The 26,409-nt window shown below is 70.9% G+C and carries 20 protein-coding genes; 11 read left to right on the forward strand and 9 right to left on the reverse strand.

Translation table 11 applies throughout. The annotated features are described in order from the left end of the window. Positions 1-96: 96 nt before the first annotated feature. Entirely contained in the window at positions 97-1,056 is a 960-nt protein-coding gene (locus WME95_RS40135; RefSeq protein ID WP_437904556.1) for an NAD-dependent epimerase/dehydratase family protein, read from the forward strand. Between the two features lie 16 nt (positions 1,057-1,072). Here WME95_RS40135 and WME95_RS40140 read toward each other — a convergent pair whose 3' ends face one another. Continuing rightward, entirely contained in the window at positions 1,073-1,816 is a 744-nt protein-coding gene (locus WME95_RS40140) for a DUF434 domain-containing protein (protein ID WP_437904557.1), read from the reverse strand. 328 nt (positions 1,817-2,144) lie between these two features. On the opposite strand from WME95_RS40140, the gene WME95_RS40145 reads away from it, so the two are divergent. From WME95_RS40145 to WME95_RS40155, 3 genes are all read left to right on the forward strand, one after another. Next, a complete protein-coding gene (locus WME95_RS40145; protein ID WP_437904558.1) occupies positions 2,145-2,960 on the forward strand; it encodes a hypothetical protein in 816 nt (271 codons plus the stop codon). A gap of 200 nt (positions 2,961-3,160) precedes the next feature. Continuing rightward, positions 3,161-4,222, forward strand: coding sequence for a glycosyltransferase family 2 protein (locus WME95_RS40150; protein WP_437904559.1), 1,062 nt, complete (start codon positions 3,161-3,163; stop codon positions 4,220-4,222). 112 nt (positions 4,223-4,334) lie between these two features. Then, positions 4,335-5,318 carry a lysylphosphatidylglycerol synthase transmembrane domain-containing protein gene (locus WME95_RS40155; RefSeq protein WP_437904560.1) on the forward strand — a complete coding sequence of 328 codons (984 nt, stop codon included), beginning with the start codon at positions 4,335-4,337 and terminating at the stop codon, positions 5,316-5,318. 61 nt (positions 5,319-5,379) lie between these two features. On the opposite strand, the gene WME95_RS40160 is transcribed toward WME95_RS40155, so the two are convergent. After that, positions 5,380-6,018 carry a hypothetical protein gene (locus WME95_RS40160; protein WP_437545335.1) on the reverse strand — a complete coding sequence of 213 codons (639 nt, stop codon included), beginning with the start codon at positions 6,016-6,018 and terminating at the stop codon, positions 5,380-5,382. Between the two features lie 147 nt (positions 6,019-6,165). On the opposite strand from WME95_RS40160, the gene WME95_RS40165 reads away from it, so the two are divergent. The 4 genes from WME95_RS40165 (at position 6,166) to WME95_RS40180 (ending at position 11,190) form a co-directional block, all read left to right on the forward strand. Continuing rightward, positions 6,166-8,343, forward strand: coding sequence for a DUF2079 domain-containing protein (locus WME95_RS40165; protein ID WP_437904561.1), 2,178 nt, complete (start codon positions 6,166-6,168; stop codon positions 8,341-8,343). Further along, the gene (locus tag WME95_RS40170) at positions 8,318-8,764 is read left to right on the forward strand and encodes a universal stress protein (protein ID WP_437904562.1); all 447 of its coding nucleotides are present in this window, start codon (positions 8,318-8,320) and stop codon (positions 8,762-8,764) included. Before WME95_RS40165 ends, WME95_RS40170 begins: the two co-directional genes overlap by 26 nt. Positions 8,765-8,905: 141 nt before the next feature. After that, the gene (locus tag WME95_RS40175) at positions 8,906-10,120 is read left to right on the forward strand and encodes an ammonium transporter (RefSeq protein ID WP_437545341.1); all 1,215 of its coding nucleotides are present in this window, start codon (positions 8,906-8,908) and stop codon (positions 10,118-10,120) included. Between the two features lie 320 nt (positions 10,121-10,440). Next, positions 10,441-11,190, forward strand: coding sequence for a YebC/PmpR family DNA-binding transcriptional regulator (locus WME95_RS40180; RefSeq protein WP_437526015.1), 750 nt, complete (start codon positions 10,441-10,443; stop codon positions 11,188-11,190). Positions 11,191-11,212: 22 nt separating this feature from the next. Here WME95_RS40180 and WME95_RS40185 read toward each other — a convergent pair whose 3' ends face one another. Both WME95_RS40185 and coaBC read right to left on the reverse strand, forming a co-directional pair. Further along, positions 11,213-12,001, reverse strand: coding sequence for a CPBP family intramembrane glutamic endopeptidase (locus WME95_RS40185; protein ID WP_437904563.1), 789 nt, complete (start codon positions 11,999-12,001; stop codon positions 11,213-11,215). Next, a complete protein-coding gene (gene coaBC / locus WME95_RS40190) occupies positions 11,998-13,383 on the reverse strand; it encodes a bifunctional phosphopantothenoylcysteine decarboxylase/phosphopantothenate--cysteine ligase CoaBC (RefSeq protein ID WP_437904564.1) in 1,386 nt (461 codons plus the stop codon). Before coaBC ends, WME95_RS40185 begins: the two co-directional genes overlap by 4 nt. A 290-nt stretch (positions 13,384-13,673) precedes the next feature. Between coaBC and WME95_RS40195 the strand changes: the two genes are divergently transcribed. Further along, positions 13,674-14,702, forward strand: coding sequence for a tryptophan--tRNA ligase (locus WME95_RS40195; protein WP_437904565.1), 1,029 nt, complete (start codon positions 13,674-13,676; stop codon positions 14,700-14,702). 96 nt (positions 14,703-14,798) lie between these two features. Here the strand turns inward: WME95_RS40195 and WME95_RS40200 are convergent, their stop codons facing one another. The 3 genes from WME95_RS40200 to uvrC all read right to left on the reverse strand — a co-directional run bounded on the left by WME95_RS40200 (position 14,799) and on the right by uvrC (position 20,475). Then, complete coding sequence (locus tag WME95_RS40200; RefSeq protein WP_437904566.1) at positions 14,799-16,562, reverse strand: VanW family protein; 1,764 nt, start codon at positions 16,560-16,562, stop codon at positions 14,799-14,801. A 64-nt stretch (positions 16,563-16,626) separates the two neighbouring features. Further along, a complete protein-coding gene (locus tag WME95_RS40205; protein ID WP_437904567.1) occupies positions 16,627-17,964 on the reverse strand; it encodes a serine/threonine-protein kinase in 1,338 nt (445 codons plus the stop codon). A 282-nt stretch (positions 17,965-18,246) separates the two neighbouring features. Beyond that, on the reverse strand, positions 18,247-20,475 hold the full coding sequence (uvrC, locus tag WME95_RS40210) for an excinuclease ABC subunit UvrC (protein ID WP_437904568.1): 2,229 nt from the start codon (positions 20,473-20,475) through the stop codon (positions 18,247-18,249). Between the two features lie 1,423 nt (positions 20,476-21,898). Here uvrC and WME95_RS40215 point away from each other — a divergent pair. After that, the gene (locus WME95_RS40215) at positions 21,899-22,030 is read left to right on the forward strand and encodes a hypothetical protein (RefSeq protein ID WP_437545355.1); all 132 of its coding nucleotides are present in this window, start codon (positions 21,899-21,901) and stop codon (positions 22,028-22,030) included. A gap of 429 nt (positions 22,031-22,459) precedes the next feature. Continuing rightward, positions 22,460-23,005, forward strand: coding sequence for a DNA-binding protein (locus WME95_RS40220; RefSeq protein WP_437904569.1), 546 nt, complete (start codon positions 22,460-22,462; stop codon positions 23,003-23,005). A 1,229-nt stretch (positions 23,006-24,234) separates the two neighbouring features. On the opposite strand, the gene WME95_RS40225 is transcribed toward WME95_RS40220, so the two are convergent. Next, complete coding sequence (locus tag WME95_RS40225; RefSeq protein ID WP_437904570.1) at positions 24,235-25,491, reverse strand: DUF2062 domain-containing protein; 1,257 nt, start codon at positions 25,489-25,491, stop codon at positions 24,235-24,237. A gap of 3 nt (positions 25,492-25,494) precedes the next feature. Continuing rightward, positions 25,495-26,367 (reverse strand): tetratricopeptide repeat protein, encoded by an 873-nt coding sequence (locus WME95_RS40230; RefSeq protein WP_437904571.1) that lies wholly within the window; start codon positions 26,365-26,367, stop codon positions 25,495-25,497. Positions 26,368-26,409 lie beyond the last annotated feature (42 nt).

The raw sequence follows: 26,409 nt of genomic DNA on the forward strand, positions 1-26,409 counted from the left end.
GCCGCGCCGCGACGCGGCAGGCCCGGGACCGGAGCCCGCGGCGCGGCTGGACGAGGACGCGAAGCCGCGACGCGGCAGGACCAGGACGGAAGGCGGATGCGTTGTCTGGTGACGGGGGTGGCCGGATTCATCGGCTCCCACCTGGCGGAGCGGTTGATCGAGCTCGGGCACGAGGTGCTCGGGGTAGACCGCTTCACCGACTACTACGCCCGCGAGCTCAAGGAGGGGAACCTGGCACGGCTGCGCGGCGAACCGCGCTTCTCGCTCTCGACGGCCGACCTCGCCACAGACGATCTCCGCCCGCTGCTCTCGGGCCGCGAGGTCGTCTTCCACCAGGCGGCGCAGGCGGGCGTGCGCCCGAGCTGGGGACAGAGCTTCGAGGTCTACCTGCGCGACAACGTGCTCGCGACGCAGCGGCTGCTGGAGGCAGCCAGGGCGCACGGCCAGGTGCGCAAGCTCGTCTATGCCTCGTCCTCCTCCGTCTACGGCGACCCCTCCGGCGACACAGGGGATGTGCCCATGCACGAATCCAGCCGGACCGCCCCCCACTCACCCTACGGGGTGACGAAGCTCGCCGCCGAGCAGCTCTGCGAGCTGTACCGGCGCAACTTCGGCCTGCCCACGATCTCGCTCCGGTACTTCACGGTGTACGGCCCCAGGCAGCGCCCCGACATGGCGTTTCACCGGTTCATCGCCGCCGTGCTGAAGGGCGAGCCGGTCCGCGTGTACGGCGACGGCGAGCAGACGCGCGATTTCACGTACGTGAGCGACGCGGTGCAGGCCAACGTCGACGCCATGGAGGGCGGCGCGGTCGGCGTGTTCAACATCGGCGGCGGCTCGCGGGTGAGCCTCAACGACGCGCTCGGGCTGCTGGGGGAGCTCGCGGGACCCGTGCGCGTCGAGCGGGTAGAGCCGCAGCCCGGCGACGTCCGGCGCACCTGGGCGGACACCGCGGCGGCGCAGGCGGCGCTCCGGTACGTGCCCCGGGTGCCCCTGCGCGAGGGGCTCGCGGCGCAGGTCGCCTGGCAAATGAGGCGGCTTGGGCTCTGCCGGTGACGGGCGCTCCGCGCCCTCACGCGCCGGCATCGCCTCCGCGAGGGACGAGCTCGACCACGCGCGCCGCCGGCACGCGCGCGCCCACGATCTCGTCCGCGAGGTTGACCCAGCCCACGCAGCGATCGAGGACGACGCTGTCGGACGAGATCACGCCCGCCGCCCCCGCGAGGAGGCGGTCGGGATCAGGGACGAGCGTCGCCTCGATCGAGAGGGGCGCGCCCCCGAGCCGCTCCAGGATCCGCGCGCGCAGCCGCCCGGAGCTGGGGATCGCCGCGTCGAGGAGGAAGCGCGCGCGCGCCGCGCCGGCGCCGGACAGCGCGTCGCCGATCCGATCGATGGCTCCGTCGGTCTCCGCGATCGGCGCGTAGCTGCCGCGCAGCCCCGCGAGATCGCGCAGCGCCCCCTCCGGCCCGCGCACCAGCAGCCCGCCCGCGAGCGCCACCTCCAGGGTGATGATCAGGTTGAAGCCGTCGATGTTCGCCTCCGCGCCCTGGAGCGACGAGGACGGGGCGCAGCGCGCGAGGCGCGACGCCCGCTGCGCGTCCGAGCACGCGGCCCGCTGCAGCGCGAGGCGCTGGCGTGCGGCCAGCTGGTGGTGGTCGCCGGCGGTCCGGATCGCGGTGCGCAGCGGGTAGCCGCGGCCGAGGAGCCACGTCACCTCCTCGAAGGCCACGCGCAGCGTCCGGACGGCATCGGGGCCGAACAGCCGCTCATCGTCCGGGTGCCCGCCGCGCGGCGCGCCGCTGTGTTCGCCCGCCACGTCACCCTCCTCCTCGGCGCATCAGCACGCTGTCACGCCGTCGGCTCCCCACGCGACTCGATTACCACACCCGGGTCGCCTCCGAGCGCTCGTGTCGCGGAGATCGCCTGGTCGCTCCGCGCCTCGATCGCCGCGAGCGAGCAGCCTCCACACCAGGAGCCGCTGCTCCAGCGGCGCGTGCTCTTGCACGGAACGCGCCTCGGCGCCCCGCTCGCCCGGCGCGCACCGAGCGAGGCCCCGACCGGGCGCCTGGAGGAAAGCGCTTGCGGCAGAGCGCGCGCGGCTCGCTAAAATGCGCGGTTTCTGGGGGAGGAGCTGAGAGCGAACGATGGCAGCCCACGGATACAGCTTCGTCACGGACAAGGCGTTCAGCGCGTTCGCGCGGGATCTCGAGCACGGCGCGTGGAAGGGCGTCTTGATCGGCAGGTACGACGTCCCGAGCCGCGTCCCGACGGCGTTGCTCTTCGAGGCGCCGAGGCCGGTGGTCTGGAAGCTGCGCGCGCTCTGGAGCATCGCGGCGCTCGACGAGGCGCTCGGGGTGGCGTCGACCGCGGCGCTCGCCGAGCTCGACGCGGCGTGGGACGCTGCCCAGCGAGCGCTGCACCTGTTCCTCGCGTCGGCGGCCGAGGGCAGGGATCCGGCCCACCGCGACGCGGCGATCCGGCTGCGCGGCGCGCTGCTCGCGGGGGCTGGCACCGAGCAGACCCAGTACGGGTACGACGCCGAGGTCGACTTCGGCTGGCGCCAGGTCGCCATCGCGAGCAAGGCGCCGCGCTCCGCCGACGTGAAGAAGATCGGCGCCGGCGCGTACCTGAAGCGCATCGAGGAGGCGACAACGGCGCTCGCCAGGGGGCTCGGCCGGAGCTCCGGCCAGACGCGCGCGATCGCGCGCTCGAAGCGCATCCTCGAGGCGATGACCGCGTGTGCGTCGGCGTTCAACGCCATCCACGACGAGATCAGCTGGCTGATCGAGCACACGCCGAGCGGCAAGCAGCGCGAGCTCCTCGAGGCGCTCCACGCGCCCTTCCTGGCGCTGCTCGAGCGGAGCCCCCAGCGCGCCCTCACGGCCGACGAGAAGGGCGACACGGCCACCGCGGAACCACCGTCGCCACGGCTCGACGGGCCGGAGAGCACCCCCGCCTGAGGCGTCCGACACCTGAAGACGCGCCTCGCCCCGCGCCAGCCCCCGGCAACGCTTCCCGCTCCCCCTGCCAGCATCCGGCAGCGCTTCCCTCTCCCCTGCCGGTGACCGGCAGCACGTCCTGCCCTCGTTGCCGTCGCGCTTGCAGCGCGTTCTCGGACGGAACCGCGCCTTCTCGTGACGTTCTGCTATCCTCCGCCGCCGTGATTGTGGACCAGCCCCCCACACCTGCCCCTCACGAGGCTCCGGAGGACCGCGCGACGTTCGGCCTCGCCGCCATCGATCCTCGCCCGAGCCTCATGGCGCCTTCCATCGCGCCGGCCGCCTCGGCGGCGCCGCACGTCTCGGTGGTCGTCCCGGGGCTGAACGAGGCGGAGAGCCTGATGGAGCTCGCGCAGCGGGTGGATCAGGCCTTGAAGGGCCGCTTCTCCTACGAGCTCATCTTCGTGGACGACGGCAGCACGGACGACAGCTGGGGCGTCATCTCCAGGATCCGCGCGGAGAACCCGGTCGTGAAGGGGATCCGGCTGCGGAAGAACTTCGGCAAGGCGACGGCGCTCACGGCCGGGTTCCGCAAGGCGAGGGGCGCCGTGGTCGTCACGATGGATGCCGATCTCCAGGACGACCCGGCCGATCTGCCGAGCTTCATCGCCAAGGTCGAGGAGGGCCTCGACGTCGTGGTGGGCTGGAAGGTCAACCGCCTCGACCCCGCCAATCGCCTCGTCCTGTCGCGGATCTTCAACGGGACCGTCCGCGCGGTCACGGGCGTGAAGCTCCATGACATGAACTGTGGCTTCAAGGCCTACCGTAGCGAGGTGCTGCGCACCATCCCGATCTACGGAGATCTCTTCCGGTACATCCCGGCGCTCGCCGCCTGGCAAGGCTTCCGCGTCACGGAGATCCCGGTGCGCCATCACGCCCGCAAGTACGGCGCCTCGCGCTACGGACTGGAGCGCATCCTGCGCGGCTTCTTCGACCTGCTCAGCGTCATGTTCCTCACGCGCTACTCGAAGAAGCCGATGCACCTCTTCGGCCTCATCGGCCTGGTCTTCGCGGCGACCGGCGTGACCATCAACGCGTATTTGACGTTCCTCTGGCTGCTCGGTCACAAGATCGGGGACCGGCCGCTGCTCCTCCTCGGCGTGCTGATGATCCTCCTCGGCATCCAGTTCTTCTCGATGGGCTTCATCGGCGAGTTCCTCACCTTCCAGATGCAGCAGCGCCACCTGGCAGACGAGCCGCCCATCCGCGAGGAGTTCGAGTGATCTCCGAGCCTCGCCTCGATCGGTCCTGGGTCCCCGCGTCCGGGCGCCTCCCCTCGCTTCAGGCCCTCTGCTCCGCGGCGCCTCGCTGAGCGCGCGGCCGGGGTTTGCCGTCGTGAGCCGCGCCGCCCTGCGCGCCCTCGTCCGCCTGATTGGCCCGCTGTTGCTCGTCCTCGTGGTCGTGCGCATGGACGACCGGGACGCGGTGCTCGGCGCGGTCGTGTCGGCCTCGGCTGGCCCGCTCGCGCTCGCGGCGGCGCTGAACGTCCTCAACATCCACCTCAAGGTGGTCCGCTGGGACGCGCTGCTGCGTGCCCGGGGCATCGTTTATCCGCTTCGGCGTGCGTGGAGCGCCTACGCCACGTCGCTCTACGTTGGCATGCTGACCCCCGGGCGGGTCGGCGACCTGCTCCGGATCCGCTACCTGCGCCACGACCTCGGCGTGCCTTACGCGGAGGGGCTGGCCACCGTCGTGATGGACAGGCTGTGTGATCTCTACGTGCTCGCCGCGTTCGTCGCGGTCGGCGTCGCCCGTTACAGCGCCGTGATCGCCGGCCGCCTGGCCTGGCTGACGTGGGGTGGAATCGCCCTGACGGTCCTGGCGCCCCTCGTGTTGCTCATCCCCGGGCTGGCCGAGCGGCTGCTGCTCGCCTTCTCGCGCAAGCTCGCGAAGGATCCGTCGGAGAGCGCGGAGCCCGGCGCGGCGAGCCGCTTCCTGGTCGCGCTGCGCGCTCATGTCGGGCGCGGGCTCCTCTTCACGCTCCCGGTCACGGTGGCGACGTTCGTCGTCAACTTCGCGCAGGGCTACCTCATCGCGCGCGCCCTCGGCGTACCGCTCTCGCTCTTCGACGTCACCTGCTTGCTCGCCATCGCAAACCTGCTCGGTCTCTTGCCGATCTCGATCGCCGGCGTAGGTGTCCGAGAGTTCTTCTTCTCCCTCGTATTCCCTTCGCTCGGCTTCACCGCCGAGCACGGCGTCAGCTTCGGCCTGCTGGTCTTCGCCGTCATCTACCTCATCGTCGTCGCCGTCGGCTTCGTGAGCTGGCAGCTCGCCCCCCCGCCGACCTCCCCGGCCCCTTCCACCCCCGGATCCGGCTAGCGCCCCGAGCTCCTCCGTCGCCCGCAGGGGCGAGCGCGAGCGACGAGCTCCTTCGATCGACTCAGAGCGAGATCGGGGTCGTGAGCCGAAGAGGCTCCCCCTCGAAGGCCGGCACCCGCGCCGCGGCGGCTCGGAATGCGTCGACCACGCACGCGCCGACCTCGGTCCCGGTGAAGGGCGCCCCGTCCAGCGCCACGTGGGCCTCGCCGCTCGGCGCGAAGGTCACGGTCACGCTCCCCTCCCCGCTCGGCCCGTCCGGCTGCCAGCAGCGCTTCGCCCGGACGCGGCCGTGCTCGAGCGCCGCGCCCGCGGCCTTGCCCACCCGGACGCGCGCCCCGTCGACCCGGCTCGACAAGGCGTCGTACCCCTCGTGAGAGCGCAGCGACACCTCGGCAGAGGGGGGGTACGCCCCGCCGCGCTGCAGGCAGTGCGAGGGGCGCACCATCGCATAGCCCGTCGCGGTGGCGAAGCTGCACACCGCGAGCGCCACCAGCAGGGCCCGCTGCCCGCCGCCCCGGCCGAGCGGCCCGTCGGGCGGCCCATCATCGTCCGATCCATCACGCAACCGCTCGACCTCCGCACGGATCTCCGCGATCTCCGCGTCCCGGGCGGCGAGCGCCGCATCCCGCTCCTTCAGCTTGGCTTCGAGGGTTTCGATGCGCGCGCGAGCCGCATCGAGATGATCCCGGTAGTGCGACATGGCGCCATTCTACCGCGGGCCGCGCGTGGCGCCCTGCCCTTCCCGCGCCCTCGCGTCGTTACACGTCCTTCCGCGTCCTTTCGCGATGTTCCCCCCGCTCCTTGACAGCGGGGGGTGGGGTCAAGTAGCCGAGGACCCGCCTCACCTATGCTAGAGAACCACCGCACCAGGCTGAACAGCGCGCTCGCCAAGCTCGACGGCGCCCTCGAGCGGCTCGCGCGCGCCGCCTTGACCCTGGCGCCGTGGCCGATCCTCTACGGCATGAGCATCGCCGTGACGGCCTGGGTCTTCATCCACCCGAGCCGGCACGCGCAGCTCGACACGAACAAGCTGACCGAGGTGGAGCGCCGCTGGATGGCCGGCGGCGCCGTCGCCGCCATCGTGGGGGTCGCGCTCGCCTACTTCCTCGTGATGCTGGCGCGGCGGGTCCGCACCCGCTCGTGGGACTTCGTGGGCACCGTGGGCCGCCTCAACCGCGCCCTGATCCCCCTGCTCGCGCTCCCGTTCGTCGCCGCGCTCAAGCTCCCGAACATCGAGAAGGACAGCCCGAAGAGCACGATCTTCTTCGCCGCCCTCGCCGCCCTGGCCACGGGCGTCGGCGCCTACGCCTGGGGCCGCCGCGCGCGGCTCTCGCCCGGGCTCGACGATGCGTCCGAGCTCGATGGCGCGCCCGCCCGCGGAAGCCGCGCGCTCGCGACGGTCGCGCGATGGCTCCCGTCGCTGGCCCTGCTCGCGATGTGGACGGGTTACACGCTCTTCTTCTCCCGGCTCGCGATCACCAACCACCGCGCGCTGCACACGAGGACGCCCGACCTCGGGTACTACGACAACATCTTCTACCAGACGATCCACGGACGGCCGCTCGGCTGCTCCTGGCTCAAGGCCGGTTACCACGGCTCCGCGCACTTCGACCCGATCCTCATCCTGCTCTCGCCGCTCTACCTGATCTACCCGAGGGCGGAGTTCCTCCTCATCCTCCAGTCCGCGTGGCTCGGCGCCGGCGTCGTCCCCGTGTACCTGCTCGCGCGCGACAAGCTCGCTCACCGCGGCAAGGCGCTCCTGCTCGCCGCCGTGTGGGCCATCTATCCGGCCCTGCACGGCGCGAACATGTACGAGTTCCACTCGCTCGCGCTGATCTCGCCGCTCGTCGTCTGGCTCCTCTACTTCTACGAGACCGGCAGGGACAGGCTGTACTGGGTCACCCTCGCCGTGCTGCTGCTCTGCCGGGAGGACGTCTCCCTGCTGATGTGCTTCATCGGGCTCTACGCCATCTTCGACCGGCGCCCGGGAAGGACGCGCCTCGGCTGGGTGACGATCGCGACGAGCCTCGTCTACTTCGTGATCGTGAAGCTGTTCTTCATGACGTCGGCGGGCATCATCATGTCCGGCAAGGACGCTTATTCGTTCGCCTATTACTACGAGGAGCTCATGCCGAACCGGAGCGGGCTCGGCGGCATGCTCGTCTCCCTCCTCACGAACCCTGTCTTCGCGCTCAAGGTCCTGCTGGAGGAGCCGAAAATCATCTTCCTGCTCCAGCTCTTCGTCCCCCTCTGCTTCCTGCCCTTCCTCGCCAAGCCCGGGCGCTGGATGCTCGCCTACGGGCTCCTGTTCTGCCTGCTCGCCTCGCGCGACGCGGTGTTCTCGATCCACTTCCAGTACTCGTCGATCCTCTTCCCCATCGCGTTCGTGCTGACGCCGATCGCGCTCAAGCGGATCGAGGGCTCCGGGCCGACCGCGTACTACGGGCTCGACGGGCGGCGCCTGTCGCGCGCGCTGCTCGCCGCCATGGTGGTGGCGGCCGCGCTGATGTCGTGGAAGTTCGGCGGCCTCGTCGAGAACGCGTCGTTCAGGGGCGGCTTTTCCCGCGTGGCGCGCAAGCTGACGCCCGACCAGGAGGCGACCTACGCCTGGGTCCGGCAGCAGGTGGAGGCGATCCCGAAGAGCGCCATCGTCGGCGCGACGAGCAAGATGGGACCGCACGTGTCGAACCGGAAGGAGGCCTATTTCTATCCGGGCGACCGCGCCGCGACCGTCCAGTACGTGCTGCTCGACGAGGGGGAGCTCAAGGGCAAGGACCTGGAGCGCCACAACGCTGCGGTGAAGCGCGGCGAGCTCGAGGAGCTCAGCCGGCTGAAGAAGATGGCGCTGTTCAAGCGGGTGAAGCCGCCGTCGAAGGCGCAGCCGCCGGCGCCGGCAGCCTCCGACGAGCCCCCTACCGGAGACCCGCCCCCGGAGCTACGAAAGCTGGACCGAAAGGACGGCGGCGCGCCGCCTGCGCCCTCCACCACCGCGGAGCAAGATGAAGACCCTCCTCCTGGCCCATGACTTCAACGCGACCTCCGAGATCGCCCTCGACACGGCGATCGAGCTCGCCCGCAAGCTGTCCGCGAAGCTCGTCGTCGCGCACGTGTACAGCGTGCCCGTCTACAGCTTCCCGGAAGGCTCGTCCCTGATCCCCTCGGCCGAGGACGCCGCGCGCATCGCCGATGCGGCGCAGCGGAGCCTCGATCAGGTGCTCGAGCGCCGGCGCGCCACGCCCGGCGTCGAGATCTCGGGCGTGCTGCGCGCCGGCGTCCCCGACGAGGAGATCTGCCGCCTCGCGGACGAGATCGGCGCCGAGATGATCGTGATCGGGACGCACGCGCGCGGGGCGGTCGCGCGGGCGCTGCTCGGCAGCGTGGCGCAACGGGTGGTGAGATCGGCAAAGGTCCCGGTCCTGTCGATACGGGGACCGCAACCGGCCTGATGTAGGTGACATCACGAAACGATCGGATTCGGTGTCCGGCGCCGCCAGATCGGGCGTTAGAAATTTCCCGACTTCCTGTCAAATGCGTCCTGCCGCGACGACGAAACCTCGTTGAAACATTGGGCACGTTACCCCGGTGCCATGAAGATCGACACTGGGGATACGGCCTGGCTCCTCGCATCGACAGCCCTCGTCCTTTTCATGACGCCGGGCCTCGCCCTGTTCTACGGCGGCATGGTGCGCCGCAAGAACGTGCTCGCGACGCTCATGCACTCGTTCGCCGCGCTCGCGGTGATCTCGGTGCAGTGGGTGGCCGTCGGGTACTCGCTCGCGTTCGGGACCTCGCACGGTGGGCTCATCGGCGGGTTCGACTTTGTCGGTCTGCACGGGATCGCGATGGTCGAGCGCGGCACGGTGCCGCACATCGCGTTCGCCGCGTTCCAGATGATGTTCGCGGTGATCACGCCCGCGCTCATCGCGGGGGCGTTCGCCGAGCGGATGAGGTTCTCGGCGTACCTGGTCTTCATCCTGCTCTGGTCCACGCTCGTCTATGACCCGGTGGCGCACTGGGTGTGGGCGGAGAAGGGCTGGCTCTTCGAGATGGGCGCGCTCGACTTCGCGGGCGGCACCGTGGTTCACCTCGCGGCGGGCATCTCGGCGCTGATCTGTGCGCTCGTGCTGGGCAGGCGCACGGGATATCCGCACGAGCGGCACGTGCCGCACAACCTGACGATGACCCTGACGGGCACGGGCATCCTGTGGTTCGGGTGGTTCGGCTTCAACGCCGGCAGCGCGCTGACGTCGGGCGGGCTCGCGGCGCTGGCGCTGCTCGACACGCACCTCGCGGCGGCGGCGGGCGGCGCGGCGTGGCTCCTCGTCGAGTGGGCGCAGCGAGGCAAGCCGACCGCGCTCGGCGTGGCGTCCGGCATCGTGGCCGGGCTCGTCGGGATCACGCCCGCGGCCGGGTTCGTGGCGCCGTGGGCCGCCGTCGTGATCGGCCTGCTCGCGGGCGTGGTGTGTTATGCGGCGGTCGTCTCGAAGGAGCGCCTGCGCTACGACGACTCGCTCGACGCGTTCGGCGTCCACGGCGTGGGCGGCCTCCTCGGCGCGGTCCTCACCGGCGTCTTCGCCGAGAAGGCCCTGAACGAGGCCGGCCGCGACGGCGTGATCGCCGGCAACCCGGGGCAGATGGTCCCGCAGCTGGTCGGCATCGCGGCCGTCGGGCTGTACGCCGCGATCGTGACCTTCGTGCTCCTCAAGCTTGTCGACAAGCTGATCGGCCTGCGCGTGCCCGAGAGCGACGAGCGCGAGGGCCTCGACGCCACCGAGCACGGCGAGACCGGCTACGCGCTGTAGCGACGCTGTAGCGACACAGAGGGGGGCAGCCGCAGACCCAGGTCGACAAGGGCTCCCGGCCGCGCTCGTCCTCCCGGTGAGGAGGGAACCGCGCGGCCGGGGGTGCCGTCGTTGTTGCCTCCCCCCGGGCGCACCGCTAGAGCGACAGACGGTTCGAACCGAAAGGCGCCGAGAGCGCCAAGAGAGCTCGACAATCTCTTGGCGCTCCCGGCGCCCTGACGGTTTCTACGCTCGAACCGAACGGTGCTCCATCTTGCGCCGAACCTTCCCCCTGGGCGCGCGCCACGAGCGAGCGCCCCGTCATCACGGAGCAGACAGGCATGAGCGGCCATTCGAAGTGGGCCACCATCAAGCGCAAGAAGGGCGCGCTCGACGCGAAGCGCGGCAAGCTCTTCACGAAGCTCATCAAGGAGATCACCGTCGCCTCGCGCATGGGCGGCGGAGACCCGAACGGCAACCCGCGCCTCCGCAAGGCGATCAACGACGCCAAGGGCCAGGCGATGCCCGCCGACACGATCAAGCGCGCCATCCAGCGCGGCACCGGCGAGATCGAGGGCGCGAACTACGAGGAGATCCTCTACGAAGGGACAGGGCCCGGCGGGACGCTGTTCCTCTGCGAGGCGATGACCGACAACCGGAACCGCACCGTCGCCGAGATCCGGAAGATCTTCGAGAAGAACAACGGGCAGCTCGGCGCCGGCGGCTCCGCGCAGTGGGCCTTCGAGAGGAAGGGGATCATCCTCCTCGCGAAGGACGCGGCGACGGAGGATCAGCTGATGGACACCGCCGTGGGCGCGGGCGCCGACGACTACAGCGACCAGGGAGAGGAGTGGCAGGTGCTCTCCAGCGTCGACGTGATGGACACCGTCGTGAAGGCCCTCGAGGACGCGAAGATCGCGGTGAAGTCGAACTCCGCGGGCTACGTCCCCAAGACCAAGAAAGAGGTCGCGGGCCGCGACGCCGAGGTCTGCCTGAACCTCGTCGACTCGCTCGACGACCACGACGACGTGCAGAACGTCTACGCCGACTTCGACGTCCCCGAAGAGGAGCTCGCGAAGCTCGAGGGCTGATCCCGCGGCAGGCGCGAGCCCGTCACGGCCGCCAGATCGGGAAGCTCACGATCGCCCACGAGAAGAACGCGTGGGCGAAGACCGCCGGCGCCAGGCGCCCGGTCCGGTGCACCACGCGACCCCACACGATCGAGCAGCCGAAGCCCGCCGCGACGAGCAGCGGGTTCGGCCCGGCCACTGGATCGCCGAGCAGGAAGAGCGTGGGGGCGTGCGCGGCGGCGAACAGCGCGCTCGACAGCAGCCACGCGGCGCCCCGGTCGAGCGGCCCCTCCAGGGCGCGCAGGACGAGCCCGCGCCAGACGATCTCCTCCAGCGCGGCGATGACGAAGACGAGCGCGCCGACGAACACGCGCGCGTCGGCCGAGGGGTCGCCGAGCTGGAGGTACAGGCGAAGGACCCACGCCTCGCGAGGCGAGCCCCGCGGGGCGAGCAGCAGCTGCACCGCCATGGCGAGCCCGTAGAGCCCCGCCGCGACCAGGGCGCCGCGCGCGAGATCGCCGGACAGGGGGCGGAGCGCGGCGCGGAGCTCGCCGCGCCGGCGGAGCCACATCACGGTGATCGCCGTGAGGACGGCGTAGAGCGCGCCGAGCGCCGCGAGCATGGCAGGCGCGCCCGCGCGGCCGGGATCGAACGCGAACGAGACGGCGAGCGCGACACAGGCGGTGACGGACGCGGCGATGAGCGCGGCCTCGCGGCGCGAAGAGCGCGGCGGATCGCGCGGATCGATCGCCCGCGGATCGCGCGACGAGGCCGGGGCGGCCGAGCCAGAGGCAGCCGGAGGAGCCGCGGCGCGGTCTTCACCCGGGATCATCGCGCGCTCGCCTGACCCGTCCGACCCGTCTGACTCGTTCGACCCGTCTGACTCGTTCGACTCGTCTGACTCGTCTGACTTAATTGCAAGACCCGGTCGAGGATGCGGTCCGCGAGCGCCGGCTTGGGCAACACGCCGAGCGCGTCGGCGGCGTCGCCGGTCACGATCGTGGCGCGGTTGTCGTCCCGGCCGAACGAGTCCGCCGCGTGGTTGGCGACGATCATGTCGACGCGCTTGCTCGCGAGCTTGTGCCGGGCGTAGGCGATGACCCCCTCGTCCGTGGCGGTCTCGACCGCGAACCCGACGAGCACCGGCGAGCGCGCTCCGTCGTCGCCGGCAGCGTCCGCCAGCCCGCCGCGCGCCGCGCCGATCTCCGCGAGCAAATCAGGGTTCGGCACGAGCGGGAGCGACGCGAGGTCGGGCGTCCGCTTCAGCTTGGTCGCGTGCAGCTCGGCCGGGCGGTAGTCGGACACGGCGGCCGTCATGATGAGCGCGTCGGCGCCGCGCAGGTCCTCGCCGAGCGCCTGCCAGAGCGCGCCGCGCATCGAGAGCGCGCCGCGCACGTCGACCCGGCGCGCGCCCGGCGGCGTGGAGAGCGACACGGGGCCGGCGATGAGCGTGACCTGCGCGCCCCGCGCCGCGGCCCGCTCCGCCACGGCGAAGCCCATCTTGCCGGTCGACCGGTTGCCGAGGAAGCGCACGGGATCGAGGTCCTCGAGCGTCGGGCCCGCGGTGACGACGACGCGGAGCCCCGCGAGGTCGCGCGGGGCGAGCCGCGAGAACGCCGCGGCCGCGATCGCCGCCGGCTCGGCCATGCGCCCGAGGCCGCGCTCGCCCGAGGCGACCTCGCCGAAGACCGGGCCGACGAGCTGCACGCGCCCGTCGGCCTCGAGCGTGGCGACGTTCCGCGCCGTCGCGGGATGAGCCCACATGCGGGGATGCATCGCCGGCGCGGCGAGCACAGGCCCCCGCGCGCACAGGGCGAGCGCCGTCACGAGGTCGTCGGCGCGCCCCGCGGCGAGGCGCCCGATCACGTCGGCGGTCGCGGGCGCGAGCAGCACGAGATCGGCCTCGGCGGCGAGCGCGACGTGCAGCTCGCCCGCGAAGCCGGGATCCCACATGGTGTCGCGCACCGGCTCGCCGCAAAGCCCGCTCAGCGTCATCGGCCCGAGGAACTGCTGCGCCGCGCGCGTCATGATCGGGAGCACGCGCGCACCGCCCTGGATCAAGAGCCGGGCCACCTCGGCGGCCTTGTACGCGGCGATGCTGCCCGAGACGGCGAGCGCGACGGTCGGCCGCGCGCGTTCGGGGGCTTGGCCAGCGGGCGGCGGGGCGGAGGCCTCGGGGCGAGGAGCGGGAGATGACGGCGTTCGGCCAGACATGGCGCAGGTGCCAGCGTGGGTCGTGGGGGTCGGTCCGGCGTCCACCGTGGCACGAAAATCGCCGATCGTACACGGCCACGACACGGTACACGCTGCGCCGCGGGCGGATGATCCGGGGTCGCGCTGCGGGCAGAGAGCTCGTGCTGGCGCGCACGCGCGCACTACCGCGCGCCGACCCGCGCCAACGCGCCCGCGCAGCAAGAAACCCGGCTGATTTTTGGGGCGTGACAGTGGCATCACCCACCGGGAGCGCGTAATGGGATGAGCTCTCTCAGAGGAACACGACAACGATGGCAAGCACCGTCCTCACCGGCATCAAGCCCACCGGAACGCCGCACCTCGGCAACTTCGTAGGGGCGATCAAGCCGGCGCTCGCGCTCGCAGGGACCGCGTCGAACGCGCTCTACTTCGTCGCGGACTATCACGCGCTCAACCTCATCCACGACGCGCAGAAGCTCCGGAGCCTGGTCCATGAGGTCGCCGCGACGTGGCTCGCGCTCGGCCTCGATCCCGAGAAGGTCATCTTCTACAGGCAATCCGACGTTCCGGAGATCTTCGAGCTCAGCTGGATCCTCTCCTGCTTCACGGCGAAGGGGCTCATGAACCGCGCCCACGCCTACAAGGCGGCTGTCGCCAAGAACATGGAGTCCCGGGCCGGGGCGTCGAGCGCCGCGGGCGCCGAGGACAGCGACGACCTCGACGCCGGGATCAACATGGGCCTCTATGCCTATCCGGTGCTGATGGCGGCCGACATCCTCCTGTTCAAGACGAATGTCGTGCCGGTGGGCAAGGACCAGGTCCAGCACATCGAGATCGCCCGCGATATCGCGCAGCGCTTCAACGCGATCTACGGCCCGACCCTCGTCCTGCCCGAGGCGCGCATCAGCGCGGAGACGGCGGTGATCCCGGGCCTCGACGGCCGCAAGATGAGCAAGAGCTACGACAACACCATCGCGCTCTTCCTGCCGCCGGAGAAGCTGCGCAAGACGATCTTCAAGTACAAGACGGACTCGTCGCCCCCGAGCGAGCCGAAGGATCCGAACACCTCGCCGCTCTTCCACCTCTACCGGGAGTTCTCCACGTCCGAAGAGGCGGAGGCGCTCCGCGGCCGCTACCAGAGCGGCATCGGCTGGGGCGAGGCGAAAGAGGCCGTGTTCGAGGTGCTGAACCGCGCGCTCGAGGAGCCGCGGCGCCGCTACGCCGATCTCATGGCCAACCCGGCCCGCATCGACGCCCTGCTCCTGGAAGGCGCCCAGCGCGCGCGGGCGCTCGCGGGCCCGACGCTCCACGAGGTGCGCCGGGCGATCGGCGCTCGCTGAAGGCCGCGGCGGCGGAGGACGGGCGGAGCTCGCCGGGGCCAGCGCGCGGCGAGCGCCGCCGAGCAGCCGCCGCCGGCTCCGTTCGAGGCCGCCCGCTCAGCCGCCGTCGCTCGTCGTCTTCTTCTGGTTCTGATTCTGGCGTCGCTTCTTGCCCTTGCCGCCCTTCGCCTCGTCCCCCGCGGGGTCCCGCTGGCCACGGGCTTCCGGCGCCGCCGCGCCCGGGGCGTGCGCGACGGCGATCCCCTCTGCGGGCGGCGCGTCCTCGCCGCGCGCGCGGCTGCCGTCTCCTTCGGCGCGCTCCTCCCCCTTCGCGCGGAACGTGCCGAACCCCGCGCGCTCGGTCCAGCCGCGCTCGCCCGTGAGCCCGGGCTCGCGGCTCTCGACGGTGCCGCCGCCCGGCTCCGGGCCGGTCGCGCCTGGCGTGCGGACGTCCGGCCCCTGCGTCACGACGAGGTACTCGTCCGCCACGTACTCGGGGTGATTGTCGTCGGCCGTCTTGGCCTCGGGGTCGCGCGGACCGCTCCCGACATGGACGATCTGCGCCGTCGGCGGGTAGCTGTCGCTCCACTTCTCCCGCACCGCGTAGGCGCCGTCGCGGACGACCCGCGAGCTCGTCGTCTTGAAGCCGGGGATGCCGCGCTGAGCGAGCGCCCGCGTCCCTTCGGGCAGCTTCGGCGTCGGGCGCTCCAGCTCCTCGAACGGGATGACCTCGTCGATGCGGCGGAAGTACGTGACCGTGAGCTTGCGTGAGGGCCCGAGGATCTCGGCGCGCACGACGCCGCCGGCCACCGTCTCGTGGAGCACGATCGGGAAGTCGAACGGGTTCCTGAAGCGGTAGTTGATCGTCGGGTAGACGACGGTCGCGTCGAGGCCGAGCTTGATGTAGTAGCTCGGGCGGGAGTGCGGGTAGCGCTCGACGATCTCGAGCCCCGCGAAGAACGCGGCGCCGTGGAGCGTGCCCGAGATCTGGCATGTCCCGCCGCCGAGCCCGTCGACGAGCTCTCCCTGAGCGATGACCGGAGCGACGCGGTACCCGTGCGCCTCGTCGCGCGGGCCGACCGTCTCGTTGAAGTCGAAGATCTCGCCCGGCATGATGACCACGCCGTCGAGCTTGGAGGCCGCGAGCCTGAGGTTGTACGTCCTCTCCTTGGATCGCGCGCCGGTCGCGTAGCGCGTCTCGAAGTAGCCGAGCACCTGATCGAACTTGACGTTGCCGAGCTGCTCGGCGACGAGCTTCGGCGCGATCGTCTCGACGCTGGCCTGCGCGGTGTCCTCGCCCGCCCGGAGGGCGGCGTCGATGCGCGCGAGCGTGCCGTAGACGTCCAGCCGATACCCGATCTTCTCGGGCTTGAGCTGCTTCGCCTCGAGGTCGACATACGCGTCGACCGCGGGCGCGTCGAGCTCGACCTTCAGGTCGAGCAGCTTGCTGATCGCCCGCTCGGAGTCGAGGAGGAGCGGGATCGGGATGTCGAGCGGCGCGTCCTTGTCGCCATCGCCGGCCCGCTCGTGCGCGCGGCGGAGCGCGCTCTCGGGGCGAAGCGCCTCGCGCACGAACTCGGCGAGGCGGACCCGGTTGATCTCGACGCCGAGATCGTTGCGGCGGAGCGCGCGCGCGGAGCCGTCGGGGAGCACGATCCGGATCTCCCCGGTGGCGTAGCGGCGCACGAGGTCGAGCGCGTTCGCCACCACGTCGCCGCCCGTCGGCACCGGCACCTGCGCCACGCGGAGGACCGGCGGGGGCTTGGGGCCGTCGTCCGGCGGGGGCGGCAGCACGAGGTAGGTGATGACCAGGCCGCTCGTGACGAAGATCGCCACCAGCGCGGCGAACCGCCAGAGCTCCGGCGAGCGGCGAAGATCCATGCGAGGGCGGCCATCTTGAAAAGCGTTGCCCGAACCGTCAAGCGAACGCGGGCGCGCGGCGCGGCTACGGTGCGGTCCGCGTCACATCGGAGCCGCCGCGCGGCGCCTTCGAGGCGGCGCGCGCGGCCCTGAGGAGCGGCTCCTTGATCGAGCCCGCCCCGGGCACCAGCAGAGAGCCCCGCTGGCGCGGCGGGCCGCCGTGCGGCGAGGAGCGCAGGAGGAGCGCGCCCGCGAGCACCACGAGGACCACGAGGCCGACGGTCGCGGGGATGAGCCAGCGCCGCGCGTGGCCCTCATCGGACGTCGACGGCGCCGGCGGAGCGCCCTGCGGTGGGCCGGCGCCGCGCTCCGCGCTCGCGCGCCCGGGCTGAGCGGCGGCTTGCGGCGAGCTCTGCTGTAGCTGCGGATAGTCGGAGTCGATCGCGCGCTCGCGCGCGATCTGCATGGCCTCCTGGATCGCGGCGCGCCGCCGCTCGCCGCGCGGGCCGAGCATCTGCTGCATCAGCGCGGCGAGCTCATCCGAGGTGGCGATGGGCGTCGCTGGCGACAGCTGCTCGATGGCCTGGCGCAGCTCGGCCATCGTGGCGAAGCGCTCGTCCCTCGGCTTCGCGAGCATCCTCATGATGATGCGCCCGACGTCCTCCGGGAGCGACGGGACGAGGGTCCGCGGCGGCTCGGCTGCCGCCTTGTCGCAGATGCGGCGCACCGTCGCAGGATCGTTCTCGGCGTGGAAGGGGTGCCTGCCCGTCACGAGCTGATAGAAGACGATGCCGAGCGTGAACACGTCGGTGCGCCGATCGATGGGCTCGCTGCCCGCCTGCTCCGGCGACATGTACGCGTACTTGCCCTTCACCTGGCCGACCTGGGTCCGCTGCAGGTTCGAGGCGGCCTTGGCGACGCCGAAGTCGAGGATCTTCACCGACCCGTCGTATCCGACCAGGATGTTTTGCGGCGAGACGTCGCGGTGGACGAGGCCGACGGGCTTGCCGTCGCCGCCGCGCAGCTCGTGCGCGGCGTGCAGGCCGAGGGCCGCCTCGGCCACGATGCGGAGCGCGAAGGGGAGCGGCAGGCCGCCGCGCGCCTTGCTCTCGCGGAGAACCAGGTTGAGCGGCTCACCGTCGATGAGCTCCATCACCTGGTAGAGGACGCCGTCCTCCTCGCCCGCATCGATGGTCTCCGCGACATTCGCGTGATGGATCTGCGAGACCAGGGTGGCCTCGTCGAGGAACATCGCCTCGAAGTCGGGATCGTCGCTCAGCTCGGCGCGCAGCAGCTTGACGGCGACGATCCTGGGGAGCTGGCCGCCCGTTCGAGCGGCCCACACCGAGGCCATGCCCCCGAGCGCGATGGGGACGAGGAGCTCATAGCGACCGAGCGTGTGGCCAGCGCGTACTTCTCCCATGGTGCTCACGTGCCGCGTAACCCCGGAGCGAGGCAGTGCCCGCCGGGAATCGAGCCCGCCGAGCGCGGCCCGCCGCGGCCCGCCCACGACGTCGGGTCCGCAAGAAGCGCTCGGTGTGCCAGGTGGTGCTCTTGATCGAAAAATGACCGCGTGCGCCCGGAATGCGACCGGGCGCCTGGTGTTCGGATCGTCGCAGAGAACGCCTTGGCGCTCAACCCGGAACGCCGTTCAGGTCGCAGCGTGATCTTTCACTGATTCACGGCGGAACGGGCCCGGTCGCGCTCAGCGCGTGAGCCCCCGTGCCTTGGAGAGATCGCCGGTGTCCTCGGCCGGCGCGTCTGGCTGCGAGGACTCGGGAGACGGGATGACCTTGCGCAGCGCTGACAGGTGTCGCTTGGTGGCCCCTGTCACCGCCAGGATCTGAGCGTCGGTCGCGCGACGCACTCCTTCCATGGAACCGAGCTCCCGGAGGAGCGCCGTCCTCACCGCGCTGCCAAGCCCTGGGATGTCCTCGATCTCGGACCGGAGGCGCCGCGCCTTGCCGAGCCGCTTGCGTGCGTGGTTTGCGAAGCGGTGCGCCTCGTCGCGCGCGCGCGCAAGGAAGAAGAGGGCGGAGCTCGTGGATCGGAGCGGGATACCGTTCTTCTGGCCAGGCAGGTAAACGCGGTCGACGAGCTTCTCTCCGGTCTGCGTCTCCCGCTCCTTCGCCAGACCGACGATCGGGAGGCCGTGCAGGCCGAGATCGCGCGCCGCCGACAGCGCCACCTGAAGCTGGCCGCGCCCACCATCGACGACGAACAGATCTGGAAGATCCCACTCGCCTCCGCCGGCCTCGGCGCGCCTCGACACATCACCCCCCGAGCCGGCGCTCTCTCGCTCCGCGGCAGCGGACACCGGCGTCCCTTCCGTCTCCGGCGGAGCGTCGCTCGCTGTTGCCAAGGCGATGTCCTCGTCAGCCAGGTCGCCCTCCGTCGCATCGCTCTCGAGCGCGTCGCTCTCCGCCGGATCGCTCTCCATCATGTCGCTCTCGGTGACGCCCTCCATCACGTCGCTCTCGGGCGCGCCTTCGGCGCCGAGGGCGGCCTCGCTGTCTGCGGTGGACGCGGGGCTCGCCTGCCGGGCGGCCTTTCCGCGGCGGAAGCGCCGTGAGAGCACCTCGTACATCGCGGCGTAGTCGTCGCCGTCGGCCACGCTCTTCACGTTGAAGCTGCGGTAGCGCTTCTTGTCCGGCTGACCATCGAGGAGCGCCACGATCGATCCCACCGTGTCGCCGCCGCCGAGATGCGAGATGTCGCAGCACTCGATGCGACGCGGGAGCGTCGGGAGACGAAGGCGCTCCCTGATCTCCTCGAGCCGGGCCTCGAGATCGTCGGAGCTCCGCTGCTTCTCCCGGAACGCGTGAGCCGCGTTCTCGTTCGCCATCTTGAGCAGATCGACGCGGGGCCCGCGCTGAGGCACGAAGAGCGCGACCTTGCGGCCGCGCCGATCGCCGAGCCACTCCGCGACGCCCTCCGCGCCGTCCGGCAACACCGGCACGAGGACCTCATCGGGGATCGTGGTGGACGCGACGCCATAGTACTCGTTCAAGAAGCCGCCGAGCACCTCGTCGTCCGGCAGCTCCATGTTGCGGAGCGAGAAGGACAGCGTGTCTGTCACGCGCCCCCTCCGCACCAAGATCACTTCGACCTCCACGAGCGTCCCCTCGCGGTAGATGCCCACCACGTCTTGATCGACGTCCTTCACGTAGACGACGCGCTGGGCCTCGCGCACGGCCTCGACCGCCCGGAGCTGATCGCGGTAGATGGCGGCGCGCTCGAACTCGAGCTCCCGCGACGCGTCCCGCATTCGCGTGGTGAGCTCCCCCGTGAGCTCGTCGTGGCGCCCTTCGAGGAAGAGCGCGACCGAGCGGACCATCTCCGTATAGAGCTCCCGGTCCACATCCATCACGCAGGGCGCGAGGCAACGCTTGATCTGGTACTGCAGGCAGGGGCGCCGGCGCGACGCCATCTCGGTATCGGAGCAGGTGCGGAGCTGGAAGTGCTTGTTGACCAGGTGGAGCGTCCGCCGCGCGCTCGTCGCCGAGTGGTAGGGCCCGAAATAGCGCGCCTTGTCCGGGGCGGGACGGCGGACCGTCTCGAGCATCGGCCACGCCTTCTGCGTGTCGAGCTTGAGGCAGAGGAAGTCCTTGTCGTCACGCAGCTTGACGTTGAACCGCGGCTTGTGCTGCTTGACGAGCTCGTTCTCGAGTACGGCCGCTTCCTTCTCGGTGGCGGTCACCACCGTCTCCAGATCGGCCACGATCTTCCGGAGTATCGGGATGAAGTACCTGGCGTCGCTCCCGCTCTCCTGAAAGTAGCTGCGGACGCGCGAGCGCAGGCTCTTCGCCTTGCCGACGTAGACGACGGCGCCGGCCTTGTCGATGAACAGATAGCAGCCCGGCGTCGTCGGGAGCGACGCGAGCTTGGCGGCGAGGAGGGCTTCGGGATCCTGCTTGGCGCTCGGGTTGACCACGGCCGGAACGATCTAGAAGTCGCGCGCGCCGGCAGCAAGCGCCGCGATCACGGCTCCTCCCGTGGAGAGCGGCCGACGCGGCCCGCGCCGGTTCTCCTTTACATCTAGAAAAACGCCGTCATGTGACGCGGCGCCGCTCGCCTCGGCGCGACGAGGCAGAACGCCCAGGTCGAGATGTCGGGCGGCGAGCGCCCTGATCACGAGAGCCGCGCGGCGCGCGCGAGCGCCCTGATCACGAGAGCCGCGCGCGCCGCGTGTCGACGCGCGGCTCTCGTGAGGCCACCCGATCACGGTGCGCCGCCGTCACGCGTCGCGCGATCGCACGTGTAGGAGGCGGCGCTGGAGACTGCGGTGATGGCGCGCCGCGCCCACGTCGACGCGAGACACGCCCTCGAGCAGGCAGTAGGCGCGACGGCAGGATCTTCGCGGGAGGAGGTCTCGGGTGTCGAGCGCTCCTGCTTCGTGGCCTGGCGGACGCCGGCGCCTTCGCCTCGGTCGCAATCCGACGCGACTCCCGGTCGCTCCATCGCGCCCAGTCCGTCTGGAGCTTCCTGGCCTTGAGAGAGGTCGCCCGCTGGAGAGCGAGGTTGCCCGCACCGGCCATCGGTGCCCGCTTGTCCCCGCCGTAGCTGCGCTTCGGGCTCTCCCCGCAAGCCACTTTCAGCCCGCCGGGCGCCGCGGTGGCGAGCGTCTGGGAAGCATCTGGCAGGAATCAGGGAGGAACCTGGGAGGGCCGATGGGAGGACCGATGCCCGGTCGGAGCTCCATCGTTACCGCGCACCCTCTAATCAGGTTGCCTGAACCCGAAAGGACTTGTATGGTCGTAACACCACCAGCGACTGCCCGTTCGATACCCGGGTCCTGGGGCCAGATGGCATCGGCGAACTGAGCCTGCGGCGCCACCGGCCCCATGTCTGGTTCCCGTTCGCTGCCGTCCAGGTGCGCCGCCGCGCCTGGCGTCGGGCGGCCCCCGAGGTGGGAGTGCGCGTCGAACAGCCGAGGAGTGACGAACTGTCCACCAGCGTCCATCACCGCCGCCCCGCTCGGGGGATCGATGTCGCCCTCGGCGGCGACGGTGAGCTTTGCCCCCTCGCACGGGAGCGAGCCGCGGGCGAGCGTCACCCTGGTGCCCAGCACGAGTGTCACCCCCTGAATCAGGATGAGCGGCTGAGCAGGAGCGGCGGCCTCGTGGCCTCCCGCGGGGCGACTTCCGGCTTGCCGGGGCGGCCGTCGGAGCTCGGGCACGGCGAGCGGTTTGGGAGACTCGGCCGGAGGCTGGGCAGCTCCAGCACAGCCGCAAAAAGACGCAGCCAGACCGGAGGCGACATGGCCTGGGGGCTGCAACGTGGGTGGGAGCAACCGCGTCGGGCCGACGCGCCGATCAGCCAGGGGGATGTCCTGGCAGGTGGGTGGGGTAGCCCTCATGACGTCGACACCGCCGGAGGGCGTCTCGGCGGCCGACACGTTGCGGTCGATCCCGGAGAGCGGCTCGGTCGGGAGACGAGAGCTCGGGCATACGGTTACGCCGCCGGAGCAGGGTGGAGTGCAGAAGTGAAAGGCTGCCGCTCCAGCTCACCGGGGGTCGCCTGGAACGGCGACCTCGGCCATGACACCTTTCCTCATCGCGGGCGCTCCACCCGGGGGGTCGGGCTCCTCCACGGTCCCTCGGTCAGGCGCCCGCTTCGGCCGCTGCGCGGTGGGGCGCGTGTGTCCGGAGCACAGGAAAGCAGATCTTCATGGGAATGTCGCTGGCTCCCCTCGGTTAAGGGGCTGCCCACGGCACGCGCGCCGCGGCATCCAAAGCGGGAGCGCGGTGTAGAGAGGAGCACGGCGCTGTCCATCGCACCCTCTTGGGTTGGGGCGGAGCCTGGCTTCGCGGCGCGACGTCTCCAGGGAGACGAGGTGGCTGGAGTCCGGCTCGACCGGTCGCCCCAGCACCCCATGACCCGACGGGGAGGTGGCGAGCGCGGATTCTTGACGCGCGTTGAGGGGAGAGGGGGACACCTCTCGAATTATTTTCAAGCAAGGTGCTGTTCAGCAGTTGACAACTCTAGCTATTCATGGGACGCGAGATCCAATGAACAACGTCGAAACCGAGATCAAAAGCCACGTTGATGCATTCGTCTCTCAGCTGAGCGGACTTGTCCGCAAAGCGGCTCTCGAGGCGGTCGCCAACGCCCTGCGAGGCGAGGGCCAGCCGGCCGCTGCGGCCGCCGCGCCGCGCAAGGTGGGTCGGGCCAAGGCCGCTCCCCAGCAGCCTGCGGAGGTCAAGAAGGCGGTCGGTCGCCCCGCTCGCGCTGCGAAGCCCACCCGCAAGAAGGGCGAGAAGCGCTCGAAGGAAGAGCTCGCCGCGATGACGCAGAAGGTCCTGGAGCACATCCGGAGCAACAGCGGCCAGGGCGTCGAGCAGATCGCCAAGGATCTGGGCACCACCACGAAGGAGCTGACCCTCCCGATTCGGAAGCTGCTCGTCGAGAAGAAGATCACGTCGAAAGGAGAGAAGCGGGCTACCAAGTACTTTTCCCGCTGAAGCCAGCATCGACGCTCTCCCGAAGCGTCCGGCCAAACCGACCGAGGTCGACGTCCCGCCTTCCCGCAAGCCCAGCAGGGGAAATCGCGGCGAGCCGGGAGCTGTCCCGGCAGGCGCGGAGACGTCGCACCTCGGAGCGGAGCAAGCTCCGCAGCCGTACACGCCGCTGGATGCCCCGCAGGAAGTCCCGCCAAGCCACGTCGTCTCCTCGTAGGACGACGGAGAAATCCGCGCGTGAGGCGCGTCAACTGCCGCCCGACCGCTGCTGAGCGGATCCGCCTGGTGACACGACACAGGCGGCGCCGCTCCGCGATCGCGTCTGTGCACACATGTCCGCTCTGGTGCCCAGGACGCTGGGTTACCGAGCCGCCATGCCCGTGCTCTTGTCGACGTCGGATCGGGAGAGACCACCACGTCATGACCGCTGAGACCCCAACCTGTCGTGGGGCACCATCGAAGGACCACCACATCTAGTTTCGTGCATCCGCGATCCCGCCGGGTCTCCTGTCACGCGGCGCTGACGCGGCCTCGAAACGGACGCTGGGGCGTGAGGCGGGGCGGCGCTCCAAAGGAAATGAAAGGGAGCGTCACCGGCGCGACGCGGCGCAGGAGTCCGGTCCTCCGGGGCCGGACTCCCGCCGGGCGGTGCTCGCTCCGTGGGGCCGTGAGCGTGGCCGGGACTGCCGACATGGCAGAGCACGATCGGCGCCGCGCAAGCGTCGTTGCTGTGAACGCCTGACCCGCTCCGCCCATCCGGCGCTTTTCTCGACCATGACGCGGCGCCCTCGGAGCCGCGCTGGACCTGGCCGGCCCGGAGCTCAACGCACCTTCACGGACACCTGGACAGGACGCCCCAGGCGGATATCGCGGGCCTGCGATGTTGGGGAGCCTGACGCCCGGCAAGGAGGGGCCACCGAAGGCCTATCGGCCTCCAGCGATCAGGATAGGGACATGGGCAGCGCGCTCCGCCGCCATGCCCATAGGACAAGCATGGTCTGTGCCATCAGGGATGGTCGCTCCACCCGATAGCGCGGCTCGTGGTCCGAAAGGCGCCGCGAGACCAACGCGTCAACGCACTGGACAGGTTCTAACCATCCGCGGAGATCGAGCAACCGGGCGATGCACAAGAGGCCGCACGTCGGATCGGAGACCCGGCAACGACCGCTGACGCCGGGGGCGCGGCGACGGCGGTGGGAGGATGAGAGCTCGCGGGGAAGGGCGACTCGGGCTCAGGGCTGGGCTCGGCTCCCGACGATGAGGACATTCGAGAAGGGCGTTTTCCCCCAGGCGGGCATCGTCTCGCAGGAGAAGCCGAGCTGCTCGAGGAGCGCCACGATCTCTCGGGCAGGACGGAAGCGCACACGCTCGCCCCGGTTGAATCGAAGCGCGGTGAAGATGCGCTCCTCAAGGAGCGTGATCGAGCTCCTCAAGCCGCGCTCGGTGTCCGCCTCGCGGACGAGCAGGCGCCCGCCCGGACGAACCGCGGCCGCCGCCCGCCGCAAGATCGCGTCCTGCTCTTCCACGCGGAAGTAGTGGAGCAGGTCGATGAGCAGCACGGTGTCTGCAGCTCCGAGCTCGGCCTCGCGCGCATCTGCGCACCAGAACTCGGCGTCCAGCGGAGGGGCGGCGTGGGCCGCGCGCTGCGCGCCGGGCGGACCGGACGAATCGGACGAGCGCGGGAGAGATGCGCCGGAGCGCTCGCCGGCCGCGCGCCGAGCGTCCTCTATCTTGGCTCGGTCCCAGTCGAACCCACGCGCGCGCTCGGCCCTCCCCAGCTCGAGCAGGAGAATCGGCAGCTGGCCAGCCCCGGTCCCGATATCGAGGACCTCCCCGAGCGCGCCGGGGCGGTCGCCGGCGATGTCGGCAATCAACCGGGCGATGGGGTCGCCGAGCAGCTTGAAGCGGACATAGTGAAAGCGGGTACGCTGCGCCGGCGTGGCGCCCTCAGGCGGGCTGTACCTCCCGGCGACGCGCTCGACCGCGTGAACCCACGGCGGCGCATCCCCGGGGAGGCGATACGGCTCCATCTTGCTGCTCTGCTGCGAGGGAGCGCGGCGCCGCTTCAGCGTGACGAGGACGAAGATCAGGCCGCCGCCGAGCGCCGCGAGCGCGAGCCCGACCACCGGGGCGCCGAGGAACATGTACTCGGGGAAATCCGAAAGCGCTTGCGCCCAGCTCATCTTTTCGTAGAGGCGCAGCCAGCGACCCGTGCGGAGGTACGCTCCGACCTGGACCTCGGCCGTGAGCAGCGCTGGCGCGAACAAGGGGTTGGAGATGTTCGCAGCGACCCAGGCAATCGCTGCATCCAGGCGGAACCACAGACAGAGGAGGAGCACGAGCGGCGTGTGGCAGCCGAAGATCGGCTGCGATCCGATGAACAGGCCGATCGCGACCGCCACGGCGGTCCGGCCGGCGGACAGCTCGCTGCCACGGAGCTCACGCCACGCGCGGCGCGCCTCCTCTCGGAGGAGAGAGTATTTCGCCAACGTTCAGGGTTTGCTTTCCCGTGCAGCACGATCCGCCTCACCTGCTGCATCGGCCGTCGTCTTGGAGAGGATGTCGCTCACGGTCGTGGGTGTCGCCTCGTCGAGCGCGTCCCACGTACCGCCCGCCGCGACGGGCGGCGCCGGCTCGCCTGACGCAGCGCCCCCGGCGCGCCCGCTCCGCCGCGCCTCCAGCGTGCGAAGGTACATCTTCGCCGTCCTGTTGTCGGGATCGATCGCGAGCGCCTCGCGCCACTCGGCGCTCGCCTGATCGGGCTCGCCAAGGGAGAGCAGCGCGACCCCGAGCAGCACGCGCGCTGGTGCGTACTTCGGGTTCGCGTCGCGCGCGGCGGCGTAATGCTCGCGAGCGAGCGCCAGATTCCCGGCGTCGCGGTACATCGTCCCGAGGCGCAGCTGAAGATCCACGAACGTCGGACACAGCGCCACAGCCCGCGTGAGCTCGGCGATCGCCTCCTGCGCGCAACCGGCGTCGGCGTAGGCCTGCGCGAGATCGGCGTGCATGTTGGCGATCTTGCCGCGCGCGAACGGGTCGAGGACGCCAACTCCCCCCTCGCCGCGGCGGATGCGAGAGTAGACATGCCGCGCGGCCTCGTATTTGCCGAGGTCGTTGTAGGTGACGGCGAGGTTCAGCAGCGCTTCGGTGTAGTGCTCGTTGAGCTGCACCGCGCGCTCGAAGTGGGCCTCGGCCGCGAGGAAATCACCGCGTTCGTGGAGAATGACGCCGAGCATGTTGTAGACGTCCGCGAAGCGGTCGGTTTTCTCGATGATCTGCCGCAGGGCGTGCTCCGCGAGATCGTACTCGCGCCGCTCGTAGTGCTCCCTGCCGAGAACCAGAAGTTGCTTCAGCCGGTCGTCCATCAGGCCCGTCAGCTTACGCGACCGGCGTACGATGGGATCCGC

It is taken from the genome of Sorangium sp. So ce327 (assembly GCF_051530205.1).
Taxonomy (GTDB): Bacteria; Myxococcota_A; Polyangia; order Polyangiales; family Polyangiaceae; genus Sorangium; species Sorangium cellulosum_B.